This is a genomic window from Streptomyces sp. NPDC053493 (genome assembly GCF_044544825.1).
In the GTDB taxonomy this organism is placed as follows: Bacteria; Actinomycetota; Actinomycetes; order Streptomycetales; family Streptomycetaceae; genus Streptomyces.
Genome location: NZ_JBITXS010000009.1, coordinates 280497 through 296240 on the forward strand (window position 1 = coordinate 280497; position 15744 = coordinate 296240).

At 71.4% G+C, this 15744-nt stretch carries 13 protein-coding genes and 1 pseudogene; 9 read left to right on the forward strand and 5 right to left on the reverse strand.

Annotated features, from left to right (window positions below):
- Window positions 1–67: 67 nt before the first annotated feature.
- The 4 genes from ACIGO8_RS25300 to ACIGO8_RS25315 all read left to right on the forward strand — a co-directional run bounded on the left by ACIGO8_RS25300 (window position 68) and on the right by ACIGO8_RS25315 (window position 4150).
- The gene (locus ACIGO8_RS25300; protein WP_399735075.1) at window positions 68–643 is read left to right on the forward strand and encodes a putative colanic acid biosynthesis acetyltransferase; all 576 of its coding nucleotides are present in this window, start codon (window positions 68–70) and stop codon (window positions 641–643) included.
- Entirely contained in the window at window positions 640–1752 is a 1113-nt protein-coding gene (locus ACIGO8_RS25305) for a glycosyltransferase (RefSeq protein ID WP_399734905.1), read from the forward strand. The genes ACIGO8_RS25300 and ACIGO8_RS25305 overlap by 4 nt, the downstream gene beginning before the upstream one ends.
- 176 nt (window positions 1753–1928) lie before the next feature.
- Window positions 1929–2909: an NAD-dependent epimerase/dehydratase family protein gene (locus ACIGO8_RS25310; protein WP_399734908.1), complete on the forward strand. Its 981-nt coding sequence runs from the start codon at window positions 1929–1931 to the stop codon at window positions 2907–2909.
- A 26-nt stretch (window positions 2910–2935) separates the two neighbouring features.
- The gene (locus tag ACIGO8_RS25315; RefSeq protein WP_399734911.1) at window positions 2936–4150 is read left to right on the forward strand and encodes a glycosyltransferase family 4 protein; all 1215 of its coding nucleotides are present in this window, start codon (window positions 2936–2938) and stop codon (window positions 4148–4150) included.
- A 51-nt stretch (window positions 4151–4201) separates the two neighbouring features.
- Here ACIGO8_RS25315 and ACIGO8_RS25320 read toward each other — a convergent pair whose 3' ends face one another.
- A complete protein-coding gene (locus ACIGO8_RS25320) occupies window positions 4202–5050 on the reverse strand; it encodes a class I SAM-dependent methyltransferase (RefSeq protein WP_399734914.1) in 849 nt (282 codons plus the stop codon).
- A 320-nt stretch (window positions 5051–5370) separates the two neighbouring features.
- Here ACIGO8_RS25320 and ACIGO8_RS25325 point away from each other — a divergent pair, with 320 nt between their 5' ends.
- The 5 genes from ACIGO8_RS25325 (at window position 5371) to ACIGO8_RS25345 (ending at window position 12392) form a co-directional block, all read left to right on the forward strand.
- A complete protein-coding gene (locus tag ACIGO8_RS25325; protein ID WP_399734916.1) occupies window positions 5371–6846 on the forward strand; it encodes a hypothetical protein in 1476 nt (491 codons plus the stop codon).
- Entirely contained in the window at window positions 6821–8686 is a 1866-nt protein-coding gene (locus ACIGO8_RS25330) for a hypothetical protein (RefSeq protein WP_399734919.1), read from the forward strand. Before ACIGO8_RS25325 ends, ACIGO8_RS25330 begins: the two co-directional genes overlap by 26 nt.
- Complete coding sequence (locus tag ACIGO8_RS25335; RefSeq protein WP_399734922.1) at window positions 8683–10227, forward strand: oligosaccharide flippase family protein; 1545 nt, start codon at window positions 8683–8685, stop codon at window positions 10225–10227. Before ACIGO8_RS25330 ends, ACIGO8_RS25335 begins: the two co-directional genes overlap by 4 nt.
- A 99-nt stretch (window positions 10228–10326) precedes the next feature.
- Entirely contained in the window at window positions 10327–11844 is a 1518-nt protein-coding gene (locus ACIGO8_RS25340; RefSeq protein ID WP_399734924.1) for a fibronectin type III domain-containing protein, read from the forward strand.
- Window positions 11844–12392 carry an adenylyltransferase/cytidyltransferase family protein gene (locus tag ACIGO8_RS25345; RefSeq protein ID WP_399734927.1) on the forward strand — a complete coding sequence of 183 codons (549 nt, stop codon included), beginning with the start codon at window positions 11844–11846 and terminating at the stop codon, window positions 12390–12392. Before ACIGO8_RS25340 ends, ACIGO8_RS25345 begins: the two co-directional genes overlap by 1 nt.
- Here ACIGO8_RS25345 and ACIGO8_RS25350 read toward each other — a convergent pair.
- From ACIGO8_RS25350 to ACIGO8_RS25365, 4 genes and pseudogenes are all read right to left on the reverse strand, one after another.
- Window positions 12276–13016 (reverse strand): annotated as a pseudogene (locus tag ACIGO8_RS25350) (CDP-alcohol phosphatidyltransferase family protein); the annotation flags it as partial. The gene ACIGO8_RS25345 and the pseudogene ACIGO8_RS25350 sit on opposite strands and share 117 nt — an antisense overlap.
- A gap of 106 nt (window positions 13017–13122) precedes the next feature.
- Window positions 13123–14652, reverse strand: coding sequence for a helix-turn-helix domain-containing protein (locus tag ACIGO8_RS25355; protein ID WP_399734930.1), 1530 nt, complete (start codon window positions 14650–14652; stop codon window positions 13123–13125).
- A 50-nt stretch (window positions 14653–14702) separates the two neighbouring features.
- Window positions 14703–15059, reverse strand: coding sequence for a VOC family protein (locus ACIGO8_RS25360; RefSeq protein WP_399734933.1), 357 nt, complete (start codon window positions 15057–15059; stop codon window positions 14703–14705).
- Between the two features lie 68 nt (window positions 15060–15127).
- Window positions 15128–15727: a sigma-70 family RNA polymerase sigma factor gene (locus tag ACIGO8_RS25365; RefSeq protein WP_399734936.1), complete on the reverse strand. Its 600-nt coding sequence runs from the start codon at window positions 15725–15727 to the stop codon at window positions 15128–15130.
- Window positions 15728–15744: the final 17 nt, after the last annotated feature.

Consider the following 15744-nt stretch of genomic DNA (forward strand, 5'->3'; position numbering starts at 1 on the left):
CGGCGCCGCACCGGAACGCCGGCTCCGGGGCTTCACCGGGGCGGGATACGACAAGGGCCGGCCCTACCTGGTCCAGGCGGCCTGGTTCGCCGTCCTCAACCTCGTGTTCGTCAAATGGTGGTTCCCCGACCGCCTCCGGCCGGCCGTGCTGCGGGCGTTCGGCGCGCGGATCGGGCAGCGCGTACGCATCCGTCACCACGTACGCGTGCACTGGCCCTGGCGGCTGGAGGTCGGCGACGACGTGTGGATCGGTGAGGACGCCTGGCTGCTGAACCTGGAGAAGATCACGATCGGCAGCGACGTGTGCGTCTCGCAGGGCGCCTTCCTGTGCACCGGCAGCCACCAACGCGCCAGCCGTACCTTCGAGTTCGACAACGGGCCCATCCGGCTGGAGCCCGGGTCCTGGGTCGCCGCGAAAGCGGTCGTGCTGCGTGGCGTCACCGTCGGCAGCGGCGCGGTGGTGGGCGCCTCGGCGGTCGCCCACCGGAACGTCGCACCCGGCGCGGTCGTCACCGCCGGAGCCACCACCGGAGCCGCCGGAGTCGCCACCGCCGGAGCCACCACCGCCGGAGCCACCACCGCCGAGGTCACCGCCGCAGCGGTCGGCGCCACGACCGGAGCCACCACCGGAGTCACGGCATGAGGATCGTCCACGTCGTCACCCTCGTCAGCGACGACGGCGCCTACGGCGGCCCCACCAGCGTCGCCACCGGACAGCTCGAGGAGTGCGCCGCGCGCGGCCACGAAGTCACCTTGGTGTCCCTGTGGCGGGGTCGGTCCCGGGCGCCGAAGACCATCGGCGCGGTGCCGCTGCGCACCCGCCCGGCCCGGTCCCTGCTCCCGGGGCGCTTCACCGGCCTCATGCACCCGCTGCTGGTCAAGGACCTGTGGCACGCCATGGGCAGGGCCGACGTGGTGCACATCCACGCCGGGCGCGACCTCGTCTCCCTCACCGCGCTCGCCGTGGCCGCGCTGCGACGCAAGAGGTTCCTGGCGCAGACCCACGGCATGGTGGAGCCGCGACGGGCGCTCGTCGCCCGGGTCTTCGACAGCCTGTACCTGCCCCTGCTGCGCCGGGCGCGCGGCTGCCTGGTCCTCACCGAGCGGGAGCGGCGGTCGCTCGCCGAGGTCGTCGGCCGCCGCGGCCCGGCCCTGGTGAACCTGCCCAACGGGGTCCGGCCCGCGCGCGGCGGTGCGGCAGAGCAGCGGCAGCGCCCGCGGGAAGTGCTCTTCCTCGCCCGGCTGCACCCGCGCAAACGCCCGGACGCCTTCGTGGAGATGGCCGCCCTGGTCCACCGGAGGGTGCCCGACGCGCGTTTCATGCTGTACGGGGCGGACGAGGGGCTGCTGCCGACGGTGCGCCGGCTCATCGACGCCCGCGGGCTGCGCGGGGTCGTCTCCTACGGCGGTGCGCTGGAGTACGCCGAGGCCGTACGGGCCTATGCGAAGGCGGCCGTGTACGTGCTGCCCAGCGTCGACGAGCCGTTCCCCATGACCGTGCTCGAAGCCATGACCGCGGGCACGCCCGTGGTCTGCACCGACACCTGCGGCATGGCGGAGGAGCTGGCGCGCCGCGAGGCGGCGGTGGTCACCGACGGCAGCCCGCGGGCGATGGCCGACGCGGTGTGCGAGCTGCTGCTCGACGAGGGCCGGCGCGCGGCGCTCGTGACGGCGGGTCACCGCGCCGTCGAGGAGGCCTTCTCCATCCACGCGGTGACGGACCGGCTCGAGGAGATGTACCGCGCGTTGTGAGGCGAGCACCGGCCGCACTCGCCCGTCAGGGGAGCCGAGGTGCGTGGCGCATGGCGCTGATACGGACAAATAGTGCATAACTCTTCCAGGTGGGCCTCAGTGCCTCCCGAACGGTCCGGCCGGGACGAGACCGGTGGGCCGCACATCAGGTCTCGGGTTCCTGGAGGAGAGTCGCCATGATCAAGCAGGTGGACGCCGTTGTGGCCGGTGGCGGAGGATTCATCGGCGGGCACCTGACGGCCGACCTCCTGTCCCGGGGCCTGACCGTCCGGTGCGTCGACGTGAAGCCACGGCACGAGTGGCACCAGCTGCACCCGGACGCCGAGAACGTGGTCGCCGACCTGTCGCTCGTCGAGCACGCCCGGGCGGCCGTCCGCGACGCCCGGCAGGTCTACATGCTGGCCGCCGACATGGGCGGCATGGGCTTCATCGAGAACAACAAGGCCGCCTGCATGATGTCGGTGCTGATCAGCACCCACATGCTCAAGGCCGCGCACGAGGCCGGCGTGGAGCGCTACTTCTACTCCTCCTCCGCCTGCGTGTACGCCGCCGACAAGCAGACCGCCGAGAACGTCACCGCGCTGCGGGAGCAGGACGCCTACCCGGCGCAGCCCGAGGACGGCTACGGATGGGAGAAGCTCTTCTCCGAGCGCATGTGCCGCCACTACGAGGAGGACTTCGGGTTCACCGCACGCGTCGCGCGCTACCACAACGTCTACGGCCCGGAGGGCACCTGGACCGGCGGGCGCGAGAAGGCCCCGGCCGCCGTGTGCCGCAAGATCGCCGAGGCGGTCCTCTCCGGCCGGCACACGATCGAGATCTGGGGCGACGGCCGGCAGACCCGCTCCTTCATGTACATCGACGACTGCCTCCACGGCACCCGGATGATCATGGACGGCGACAGCGGCGTCCCCGTCAACCTCGGCTCCAGCGAACTGGTCACCGTCAACCAACTGGTCGACCTCGTCGAGGAGATCGCGGGCGTCCGCTGCGAGCGCACGTACCGGCTGGACGCGCCGCAGGGCGTGCGCGGCCGTAACTCCGACAACACCCTGATCCGCGAACGGTACGGCTGGGAGCCGTCGATCCCGCTCTCCGAAGGTCTGGAGAAGACCTACGCCTGGGTCTACGACCAGGTCAAGCGCGCCCGCTCCTGACCTCGTACCGGCCGGGAGGGCAGCCGATGAGGATCCTCGTCCACGACTACAGCGGGCACCCGTTCCAGGCACAGCTCAGCCGTGAGCTGGCCCGGCGCGGCCATGACGTCGCCCACTCGACGTGCCCGGCCTACGTCTCCGGGAAGGGCAACCTGGCCGAGGACACGGTCCCCGGACTGCGCTTCGTCACCATCGGCGACCAGGTCGTGCTCGACAAGGGCGCCTACGTCCGGCGCCTCTTCCAGGAGACCCGGCTGGGCCTGGAACTGGCCCGCCAGGTACGGCGCGAGAAGCCCGACGTGGCGATGCTGGGCAATCTGCCGGTCCCGAGCCTGGTCGTGGCCGCGGCGGCGCTGAGGGCGCTGCGCATCCCCTGGGTGCTGTGGCACCAGGACATCGCCGCCGTGGCGCTCCGCAGCTTCGCCGCCGCCGGTGTGTCCAGGCTGATGGGCGTCGCCGCCCGCGTCTTCGAGCAGGGCGAGAAGTGGGCGGCGCGGCGCGCCTCGGCGATCGTCGTGATCGCCGACTCCTTCGTCCGCGTCCACCGCGAGTGGGGCACCGCCGGCAAGGTCACCGTCATCCCCAACTGGGCGCCGCTGGACGAGATCCGCCCCGTCGAGCGCGCCAACACCTGGGCGGCGGAGCACGGCCTCACCGGCGTCAGGACCGTGCTGTACTCGGGCACGATCGGCCTCAAGCACAACCCGGTCCTGCTCGTGCGGCTCGCCGAGACGCTGCGCGAACGGGGCGAACGGGTCCGCCTCGTCGTCGTCAACGACGGCCCGGCCGTCCCGGTCATCAAGGAGGCCGCGGCCGCCCGTGGAGTCGAGCTGACCCTGCTGCCCTTCCAGCCCTACGACCGGCTGCCCGAGGTGCTGGGCTCCGGCGACGTGCTGGTCGTGCTGCTCGCGGTGGACGCCGGAGAGTTCTCCGTCCCGTCCAAGACGCTCTCGTACCTGTGTGCCGGACGCCCCGTCCTCGGCCTGATGCCGGTGGACAACCTGGCGGCGAAGCTGCTCCGTGAGGCCGGCTCGGCGGTGTTCGCACCCGACGAGTCCTCGCTGGCCGACGCGGCCGCGTGGGTCGGCGAGGTCCTGAACGACCCGGCGCGCGCGGAGTCGCTGGGCAAGGAGAGCCGGGCCCTGGCCGAGCGGGAGTTCGCCCTGGAGGGCTGCGCCACGCGCTTCGAGGAGATCCTGCGCGCGGTACGCGGGGCCGACGGCCGGCTTCCCCGTTCCTGAGCCCGCCGCGGCCCGTCGGAGAACCGACGGGCCGCGGCGCGGGGACCGGCTTCAGTGGGCCAGTTCGCCCCAGGACTTCAGGCCGGTGAGCTCGCGGAACTCCGTGTCGTCGAGCTTCGGCCTGGCCCGCCAGCCCGGCGGCTTCTGGGCGACCATCGACCAGGTGTCCCGGGTCGACGGGGCGAACCGGCTGAAGGCCAGATAGGCGCGCCGGAGACGGGGTGGCACCTTTTCGAGGATGTGATGGGTACCGCGCACCTCGTGCACCGTCAGCCCCAGCGCCTTGGCCAGCGCCACGCAGTCGCCCTCGGTGTACTCGCGCACATGGCCGCGCCACGGGCCGGGATACCAGTAGTACAGCTCGTACGGCGGGTGGCTGGTCCGGCCGCGCAGCACCGCCAGCCGTTTGCGCAGGTTGACGTGGTTGGGCACGGTGACGAAGAGATAGCCCTCGTCCCTGACCCGTTCGAGCAGGCCGATCAGCAGCGCGCGCGGCGAGTCGTGCAGGTGCTCCAGCACGTCGTGGAGCATCACCATGTCGAAGGCGCCGGCGCCGGCTGCGGTGTCGGTGCCGGTTTCGGTGCCGGTGTCGGTGCCGGTTTCGGGGAGGGCGCCGCCGTCGAGCGTGACGTACTCGACGCCCATCGTCTCGGCGAAGTCGAGGATGCGCCGGCGGGCGCCGCCGCGCTTGTGCCACTCGTCCTGGAGGTCGTCGGCGGCCGTGCACCGGTAGCCCAGGGCCGCGAGCACCGCGGTCTTGTCCGCGCAGCCGGCCCCGAAGTCCAGGATGCGCGATCCCGGCTTCAGGAAACGCTGGACGGTCTGGGCCACGGTGATGTGTCCGGACAGCTCCGGATCGAAATAGCCGGGAAACGGAAAAGCGTCGGTGACCTGTCTCACCGCACGTCTCATCGCGGCGTCGACCTTGATGTATCCCTGCATTTTTCTGGCGCCTCATTCGCTGCTGTGGGGGGCGGGCAGGAGATTTTCGTCATGGTAACCGCGCGCCTTCTGCCGTATGCCCGGACACCCCGGAGAGGTGATCGGGGAAAGTGTTTCTCTTTTTGATTCTCAGCGGTTTGTGTGTCCATATGATCCGCATACGGAATCGCTCGAAAAAAATACCTTCCGTGGCTCTCCGGGTCATCGCGGACGCTGGGCTATAAATGCCTTTGCGTAGATTTATGCCGTTTACTCGCCGACACAAAAAGGGGGTGCAGGTGCGAGGCAGGGGAGAACGAAGTGTCGTCGCCGTGTGCTGCTGGGCCGTCGTGCTCGTCGCCCTGCTGCCGGGCCTGGTCCTGCAGGCTCCCGGTGTGCGGCCGGGAGCGGCACTCGCCGTGCAGTGCGTCGTCGTGGCGCACACCGGCGGGGCGCTCACCCGGGTGCTCACCGCCACGTCGGTGCGGCTCGTCGCTCTGGGATTCTGGCTCTTCACCTACGTGTGGCTCGGCCTGGCACCGCTGGCCATGATCGCCACCGACACCTATCCGCTCCGTTACCGCGCGGGCGCGTCCACCACTCTCGCCGCGGCCGTCCTGACCGAACTCGGGATCCTCGCCTACTGCGCGGGCGCCGCGTTCGCCGCCGCCCGTGCCGACCGCCCGTCCCTCGTCCTCGAACCGGTGCTCTCCCGCAGGCTCGCTCCGGTGCCCGTGATCCTCCTGTGCGGCCTGGCCCTCGCGCTCGCGGTCGTGCTGATCCCGCGGGCGGGCGGACTGGTGCCCTTCTTCACCAGCCGGCAGGCCATGCGGGACGAGAGCGCCACGGCCGACCCGCTGCACCGGCTGGGCGTCTGGGTGCTGGCCGTCCCCGCGTTCTGGGCGCTCGTGGGCCTGGTGCACCTGCCCCTGCGGAGAACGGGGGACCGGCTGCTGCGCAGCCTCCGCCGGCTGCTGCTCCCGCTCCTCCTCGCCCTCAACGTCGTGGTCAACAACCCGATCAGCAAGCCGCGTTTCTGGGCGGGAACGGTTCTCCTCGTCCTGCTCTTCTCCGTGCCCCGGTTCAACCGTCCCCGGGCCTTCCGGCTGACCGCCGCGGCGGTGACGACCGTGGTCCTGTTCGCCTTCCCGTACAGCGACTACTTCCGCTACAACGAACGCGAAGACCTCACCGTCGTGGGCCTGACCGAGCAGTTCTCCACGAGCATGGACTACGACGCCTTCCAGCAGACGCAGACCGGCATCGACTACGTACGGGACCACGGCATCTCGCCGGCCTCCGTGCTCGGCGTGCCGCTGTTCGCGGTGCCCCGCTCGATGTGGCCCGACAAGCCGGAGGCGACCGGCATCGTGCTCGCCCAGTACGCGGGATACGACTTCCAGAACCTTTCGGCGCCGCTGTGGATCGAGAGCTACCTGTGGGGCGGCGTGCCCGCCGTGGTGGTCCTCCTCGGCCTCTTCGGCGCGGCCGGCCGCCGTATGGACGACATCCGGGAACGCCTGCGAGCCGGACCGGCCACGCTCGCGGTTCTGCTGGTCCCGGGCTTCGCCTTCTACCAGATCATCCTGCTGCGCGGCAGCCTCATCGCCGTCGTGGGGCCGCTGGCGCTGCTCCTGCTCCTTCCGCTCTTCATCACCACGCCGGCCGGCCGGTCGTCCCGGTCACCCTCATCGGCGCTGTCGCGCGCGACCGCCGTCCCCGCCCCAAGCCCCGGAAGAGGAGGCACTCGTGACCAGCTCCACCCGCTTCGATGACCGGTACGACGACCCGGACCGGCTGCGTGACCAGGTGCGCCAACTGCTCAGGTACCGCACGACCATCGCGCTCGGCATCGTGGTGGGACTCCTCGGCGGGCTGCTCATGACGCTGCTGCGCACGGGCGGTTACACCTCCGCCAGCGAGGTCCTGGTCCGCTCGACCACCGACCCGTTCAGCACCTTCGGCGTGTCCCTCGACCACCAGGTGAGCATGGGCACGGAGCGGCAGATCGCGCTCAGCACCACGCTGGCGGCCCGGGCGGCGAAGGAGGCCGGCGTCGGCGCCGACGCGCTGCGGGAGAACCTCCGCGTCACCAACCAGCCCAACACGCAGATCCTCCGGTTCGAGTACACCGCGAACAGCCCCAAGCGGGCGGCCCGGGCGGCCAACGCGCTCGCCGAGGCCTACCTCGCCGACCGCAAGGCCCGGTCCGAGGCCACGGTGAAGCGGATGACCGGCGGCCTGGAGCAGCAGGTCGCCGCGCTGACCAAGGAGGGCGAGGGAAAGGCCGACGAGGCCACCGCCCCGGGCCGACGCGACCAGATCGTCGCCCTGCGCAAGCGGATCTCCGACATCAGGTCCTACGACACCGCGGGCGGTGACCTGGTGCGCCGGGCCGAGCCGTCGGCGGCCCCCGCGGGGCCCGGCCCCGCGTGGCTCCTCGGCATCGGCCTGGTGACCGGGCTCCTCGGCGGCATCGTGGTCGCCTGGCTGCGCTCCGCCCTCGAACCGCGGGCACGCTCGGTGAGCGAGGTGGAGGGCGCGCTGGGCGCCCCGGTCCTCGGCCTCCTCCCGGGCGCCGGCGCCGGACCCGACGACGACCTGCTGGTGGTCGGCCGGACCGACGGCGAGCGCGCGGAGGCGTACCGCACCCTCGCCTTCCGTCTCCGGCGCGGCGAGAAGCGCACCGACGGCCCGCTCCTCGTCGTGGCGCCGAAGGGCGAACAGCGCGGTGAGGCCGTCGCGGTGAACCTCGCCGCGGCGTTCGCCGAGACCGGTGACGACGTCGTCCTGCTCGACGCCACCGGAGGCACGCCCGGCCTGCCCGCCCGGCTGCCGATGGCGGCCGCGGAACCCGGCGGCGAGACGGCCGGCGTCACCGAAGGCCGCGTCGCCGTCGGCGACGAGAAGGCCGGACGGTTCACGCTCCTGTCCCACGCGCGCGGCACCGGCGGGGACGACCTCCCGCTGTCGTCCCGGGTGACCCGCGCCCTGGCGTCCGCCGGCTCCGGCACGCAGGTCCTCGTCGTCACCCGGCCTCTGCTCGAAAACGCCGACGGGCTCACGGTCGCCCAGCGGGTGGCCGGCGTCCTCGTCGTGGGCGGTCTGGACGACACCCGGCGCGACGACCTCAAGCGGGTCCGCGAGCTGATCGGCTGCTCGGGCGGACACGTCGTGGGCGCGGTGCTCGACACCACCACGCGGCCCGGCCCGCTCCGCCGCCTCCTCGACGCCGCCCGCACCCGCCGTGCGGCCGCGGACGGGATCCCGACGCCGGCCGCGGCGCCCACGCCGGTGAAGCCCGCCGAGGAGCCGGCCGCCAAGCCCGGAGAGGAGCCGGCCGCCAAGCCCGCGGAGGAGGCGGCCACGAAGACCGCCGACAAGCCCGCCGCGAAGCCCGCCGGCAAGACCCCCGACAAGCCCGTCGGCAAGACCGCCGTGAAGCCCGTCGGCAAGCCCGCCCAGGAGGCTGCCAAGCCCACCGAGGAGGCGGCCACGAAGCCCGTCGGCAAGCCCGTCGGCAAGACCGCCGAGGAGCCGGCCCGGGAAGACGAGCGCTCCCGGCCCGAGCAGGGCTCCTCCGTGCCGGACGACACGCTCACCGTCTCTCGATGAGCGCCTCCGGAACGGCCGTTCCCGCCACCCGCGGGACGGCCGCCCGGAGCGGCGTCGCCGCCACGGCGCGCGGCGGCTGGTGGGGATTCCTGGGTTCGACGGTCAACGCCGTCTTCGGCTATCTGCTCGTGGCCCTGGTCAGCCGCTCCCTCGGAGCGCACGGATCGGGAGCGGTCTTCACCGGCGTCGCCGTCTTCACCATCCTCATCAACGCGTGCAAGCTCGGGGCCGACACCGGACTGGTGCGGTTCGTCTCCCGTGACGTGGCCACCAGCGGTGGCCGCCAGGTGGGCGCGCTCCTGCGTACCGCCGTCGTGCCGGGAGCGGCGGCCAGTACGGTGGCCGCGGCGGCGCTGTTCCTCTCACCCTCCACGGCGACGGCCCTGCTCCCGAACCTCGCCTCGGACGACGCGGTCACACTGGTACGGCTCTTCGCCCTCTTCCTGCCCCTCGCGACCGTCACCCTGATCCTGCTCGCCGCCACCCAGGGCTACGGCACGGTGGTGCCGTTCATCGGCGTCGAGCAGATCGTCAAACCGGTGCTCCGGGTCCTCCTCGCGGTGCCGGTCGCGCTCCTGGCACCGGGCGTCCTGGGTCTGTCCGCCGCATGGCTTCTGCCCACGGTGGTGGGCGCGTTCGTCGCCTGGCTCGCGCTGCGCCGGTGCCGCCGTACGAGCCGGGGCGCGTCCTCCGGTGCCGAAGCGGCCCTGGCCCGCCGGAGCTTCTGGTCGTTCGCCGCGCCGCGGGCGATCTCCTCCGTCTTCGACATCAGCGCGGCCTGGCTGGGCGTCGTGATGCTCTCGGGTCTGGCCACCAGCGAAGAGGCCGGCATCTACACCGCCGTGGGCCGGATCGTCGTCGCGGCGACCATGCTCCAGCTCGCGATCCGCCTGGCCGTGGCCCCGGAGATCAGCCGGCTCCTCGCCCTGGAGGACGGCCGTCAGGCCTGCCAGCTGCATCGCATCGCGACGCGCTGGAGCGTCCTGCTGTCCTGGCCGCTGCTCGTGCTGCTCGTCAGCTTTCCCGACACCGTACTCTCCCTGTTCGGCCGGGAGTTCGAGCAGGGCGCGGGCGCGCTGGTCGTGCTCTGCGTCGCCTCCGCGGTCAACGTCGGCGTGGGCAGCGCCCAGACGGTGCTGCTCATGGCCGGCAAGAGCTCCTGGCATCTCGCCGTCACCGGCGCCGCGTTCGCGGTGCAGGTGACGGTGGGCCTGCTCACCGTGCCGCGCTGGGGAGTCATGGGAGCCGCGCTGTCCTGGGGAGCGGCGATCGTCTTCGAGAACCTCGTCTCGGCCGCCCTGGTGCGCCGCCATCCGGGCTTCACGATCGTCGACGACGGCTACCTCGCCGCGACGGCCGCCGGCCTGTGCCTCACCGGAGCCCTGGTCCTTCCCGTCAGGCTGATGGCGGGTGACACGGCGGCCGGACTCGCCGTGGGAATCGTGCTGGGAATGTCCGTATTCAGTATAAGTTTGTGGCGCTTTCGCACCCCTTTGGGAATGAGCGATCTCGTCGGTGTGCTGCGCCAACGCGCCACATGAACCCGTCGCGGAATCCGTGCGACGCAGGCTTTCCCTTTCCGCCGCCCGAACCCCTTTGCAACCCCGGGAGCTTCCATGCACCTGAGAAGAAAATGCACGATGAGGGTCGTCACCGCGGCTTCCGCCGTGGTCTTCCTCGCGGCCGCCTCACTGACGACGGCCGCAGGGTCGCAGGCCGGCGAACAAGGGCTGCTGACCGCCGAGCCGTTGGAGACCTGGCAGACGGACGGCATCGTGTGGGCCCTCGAGTACGCGCACGGCGTCGTGTACGTCGGCGGCACCTTCGACCACGTACGTCCTCCGGGCGCCAAGGCCGGCGAACGCGACGTCGCCCGCAAGAACTTCGCCGCCTTCGACGCCGTCACCGGCGAACTCCTGCCGTGCGCACCCTCCTTCACGGAGGCCGGCAACACCGTACGGGCCCTGAAGACCTCGCCCGACGGCACGGTGCTCTACGTCGGCGGCTCGTTCGGCAAGGTCGACGGGACCGGTGTGGCGAGCGCGGTCGCCCTCGACACGGCCGACTGCGCGCTGCGCCCCGACTTCCGTCCCGCCATGGCCGCGCCCGTCCGGGCCATCGAGACCACCGACACCGCGGTCTACGTGGGCGGCGACTTCACGGCCGTCAACGGCAAGCCGCAGCAGCGCATCGCGGCCTTCACCCCCAGCGGCACCCTGCTGCCCTTCAAGGCCGACATCGACGCCCCGGTCTGGTCCCTCGTGGCCGCGCTCGACCACGGAAAGATCCTCGTCGGAGGCGACTTCACGAAGGTCAACACCAAGGAGTCGCGGGGTCTGGCGGCCCTGGACCCCACGACCGGCGCGACGGTGCGCGTGTACCCGGGCTGGCTGCCCATCCGATCGGGTGTGAAGGCCCTGGTACGCGACGGCGTCAACTTCTACGTCGGCGCCGAGGGCCGCGGGACCGGCATCTTCGACGGCCGCATCGCCGGCCGTCTGTCCGACGACGCCATGCTGTGGAAGGACTGGTGCTGGGGCGCCACCCAGGCCCTCGCCCTGCACAACGGCGTCCTCTACAGCGGGTCGCACGCCCACGACTGCAGCCAGACGCCGGGAGGATTCCCCGAGGTCAACGACCGTCAGCACTTCCTGGCCAACTCGGTCGCCGACAAGCACATCCTGCACTGGTTCCCCGACACCGACGACGGCACCGGCGAGGGCAACGGCCCCCGCGCGCTGGAGATGGCCGGCGGGATCCTCTGGGCGGGCGGCGAGTTCACCGAGGTCAACGACTCGCCGCAGCAGAGCCTGACGCGCTTCTCGGCCGGCCCCGCCGGCGCGGCCCCGGACGCGGCTCCCCGGCTCTCGCTCGCGGAGACCGGCGCCGGCGAGGTGACGCTGAGCTGGCGCGCGGCGTGGGACCGGGACGACGCGGAGCTGACGTACCTCCTCTACCGGGACGGCGACCTCGTGGCCGCACCGACGCAGCGGTCGACGGCCTGGAGCCGCCCGACCATGAAGTTCACCGATGCCGTCGAGCCCGGCGCCCGCCACCAGTACACGATCGTCGTCACCGACGGCTCCCACACGACGCGCCCGTCCGAGCCGCTCGACGTGCGTGCGGTCGCCGACGAGCGACCGGCGGGAGAACGGTGATGGGAGAACGTCTCGGTTACGCGCCGGGCGTCTTCGACGTCTTCCACGTCGGCCACCTCAACATCCTGCGCCGGGCCCGGGAGCACTGCGACCGGCTCGTCGCGGGCGTCTGCTCCGACGACCTGGTGGTGTGCCTGAAGGGCAGGCCGCCCGTCGTACCGCTCAGCGAGCGTCTGGAGATCGTCCGGAGCGTCCGCTACGTGGACGAGGTCTTCGTCGCGACCGTGGACGACAAGGTGGAGATCTGGAAGGAGGTCGGGTTCGACGTCATCTTCAAGGGCGACGACTGGCTCGGCACGGAGGTATGGCAGGCGCTCGAGACCGAGTTCGCGAAGGTCGGGGTGGAGGTCGTCTACTTTCCCTACACCGTGCAGACCTCAAGCACGCTGCTGCGCCGCGCCCTCGGCGTGCAGGCCCGGCAGAATCTCTCCGGAGCCTCCGGACAGCTCGCGGGACCACTTCACAAAGAAGGCGGCCAGGTAGAGGACATGAGCTACGAGCATTACGCAATACACGCCGAGAAAGAGGTCTTCACTCCCCAGGAATAGAAAGCTGAAGCAGACCGTGCCGTAGTCGACGGGAAGCAGGAGTGCCGACCGCAGCGGCGAGGGAGGCACCGTCGTGGCGTCCCGCCCGGTCTGCTGCTTCAGCTTGCCCGCCAGGACGCCCGCGAAGAAGATGACGACGGCCGCGAGCTGGAACGCCATCGGCACCAGCAGAAAGGCGTCGCTGGGCAGGTCGAAGAAGCGGTAGAACGACACCAGCACCACCAGGTGCAGGGCCATGATCTTGATGGCGTCGACCACGTGGTCCAGCCATTCGCCGAGGGCGCTCTCCGTCCTCCGGCTCCGTGCCAGCTGCCCGTCCGCCGCGTCCAGGGCGAAGCCCAGCGCCAGCGCCGCCGACACGGCGACCGCCATCACGGGTCCCGGTGGCATCAGCGCCACGGCGGCCAGCGCCGGGAAGGTGCACAGGGCACCGAGCGCCGTCAGCTGATTCGGTGTGGCGTCGTACCGATAGGCCACGGCCGCCAGCATCCGGCCGGCCGGACGATTGACGAACCGGCTGTAGAGGGGGACCCCCTTCGGGGACTTCTGGGCTGCCGACAGACGCCTGAAGGCGTCAGGGAGTTGCGACATCAAATCCCCAATATGAATAAACCACCGGAACATCAGTGATTATGGCAGAACCGGGACAAAAGAAGCCCCACGGACACCGCCGCACCCCGCGCCGACTCGTGATGTCCCGAGCCGGGCGGGATGCGGCGGTGTCCTTCCGTCAGATGTCGCGGAAGATCTCGATCTGCGCGCCCACCGAGTTCAGGCGCTCGGCCAGGTCCTCGTAGCCGCGGTTGATGACGTAGACGTTGCGCAGCACCGAGGTGCCCTCGGCGGCCATCATGGCGAGGAGGACGACCACGGCCGGGCGCAGGGCCGGCGGGCACATCATCTCGGCGGCGCGCCAGCGGGTGGGGCCCTCGACGAGGACGCGGTGCGGGTCGAGGAGCTGGAGGCGGCCGCCGAGGCGGTTGAGGTCGGTGAGGTAGATGGCGCGGTTGTCGTAGACCCAGTCGTGGATGAGGGTCTTGCCCTGGGCGGTGGCCGCGATCGCCGCGAAGAAGGGCACGTTGTCGATGTTGAGGCCCGGGAAGGGCATCGGGTGGATCTTGTCGATCGGCGCCTCCAGCTTGGAGGGGCGGACCGTGAGGTCGACCAGGCGGGTGCGGCCGTTGTCCGCCGGGTACTCGGCGGAGCGGTCGTGGTCGAGGCCCATCTCCTCCAGGACCGCGAGCTCGATCTCCATGAACTCGATCGGGACCCGGCGGATCGTCAGTTCGGACTCGGTGACGACGGCCGCGGCGAGCAGGCTCATCGCCTCGACCGGGTCCTCGGAGGGCGAGTAGTCGACGTCGACGTCGATCTGGGGGACGCCGTGCACGGTGAGTGTGGTGGTGCCGATGCCCTCGACCCGTACGCCCAGCGCCTCCAGGAAGAAGCACAGGTCCTGGACCATGTAGTTGGAGGAGGCGTTGCGGATGACGGTGACGCCGTCGTGGCGGGCGGCGGCGAGGAGGGCGTTCTCGGTCACCGTGTCGCCGCGCTCGGTCAGGACGATCGGGCGGTCGGGAACGACGGACGACTCGACCCGCGCGTGGTAGAGGCCCTCGGTGGCGGTGATCTCCAGGCCGAAGCGGCGCAGTGCGATCATGTGCGGCTCGATGGTGCGGGTGCCGAGGTCGCAGCCGCCGGCGTAGGGCAGCTTGAAGTGGTCCAGGCGGTGCAGCAGCGGGCCGAGGAACATGATGATCGAGCGGGTGCGGATGGCCGCCTCCGCGTCGATGGACTCCATCTCCAGCTCGGCCGGCGGCACGATCTCCAGGTCGACGCCCTCGTTGATCCAGCGGGTGCGGACGCCGATGGAGTTGAGGACCTCGAGCAGGCGGAAGACCTCCTCGATGCGGGCGACCCGGCGCAGCACGGTGCGGCCCTTGTTGAGCAGCGAGGCGCACAGCAGGGCGACACAGGCGTTCTTGCTCGTCTTGACGTCGATGGAGCCGGAGAGCCGGCGGCGGCCGACGACCCGCAGGTGCATGGGTCCGGCGTAACCGAGGGCGACGATCTCGCTGTCGAGTGCTTCGCCGATGCGGGCGATCATCTCAAGGCTGATGTTCTGGTTGCCGCGCTCGATCCGGTTCACCGCGCTCTGGCTGGTGCCGAGTGCGTCGGCCAGCTGGGTCTGCGTCCAGCCGCGGTGCTGGCGTGCGTCACGGATGAGCTTGCCGATGCGTACGAGGTAGTCGTCTGCCATGCCGTCACGTTATCTCAGATATGAGATGTCACTCGCGGTGGGGTAGGCCATCAGGGTGACGGGCTGTGCGCGACCGGGTGACGCGGCTCGTACAACGGGAGTTCGGTCCCGCTCGGCAGGCGCACGGCCGCGACGAGCCCCCAGCCCTGGTCGCTGACGGGCCGTGAGACCTCGGCGCCGCGGTCCTCCAGGACGGCCAGGGTGGCGGCGATGTCCTCGCACATCAGGTAGACCTCGGTCTTCGGCTCCCCGTCGGTGGGGTGCACCGCGATCTCGGAGGGCGGCAGTTGGAAGATGAGCCAGCCGCGGCCCGCGTCGACATGGGCGAACCGGAAGACGTCCTTGAGGAAGGTGCGGTCCGCCTCCGCGTCCCGGGTGTAGACGATCACATGCGCGCCGCTGAACATGCTCCGATCGTCACCCTTGGGCCGGTTCACGGCAATTGCGCATCGGCCATCCGGACACCCGCGGACGCTCAGGTGTCCTCGTGGAGCCGGACGCGCTGGATCTGGCAGGCGAGTGCCCGGCGCACCGAGGCCGGACCGCTGCCGGCCTCGCCCGTCCCCGGCGTGGCCAGGACGTCGAGGCCGCGGGCGATCCGGTCGTAGGTGTGCTGATACGCCCCGAAAGGCCGGCGCGCCGCATGCTCCCGCAGGTCCTGCTCCACCAGGCGCCGCAACGCGTCCACGTTCTGCGCGGTGAACCGCTTGCGGCCGCGGGCAAGCACGTGCACCAGGCGCGAGCAGTGCGCGGAGTCGCCGAGCGTGTCCGCGATCTCCTCGGCGAGTCCCCACAGGCGCCCTTCGAGCCAGGGCGCGTCGTGCTGGTCGAGCGACACGTCCACCGCCTCGCCGGTACGGGGCTTGGTGACCTGTTTGGAGACGGCGGGCTGGCTCATCCCGGCCAGGCGCGCGAGCCGGTCCTGGGTCCAGCCGGCGCCGGCGAGCAGCTGGATCATCTCCGCGCGCAGGCGGCGCATCTCCTCGCCCGCGCGGACGACCTCGTTCATGCCGGCGAACATCCGCTCGACCTGCTCCTCGGTCAGGGTGCCCGTCGGGTTCCGCTCGGCTGTCATCACTCAGTTATACCCGT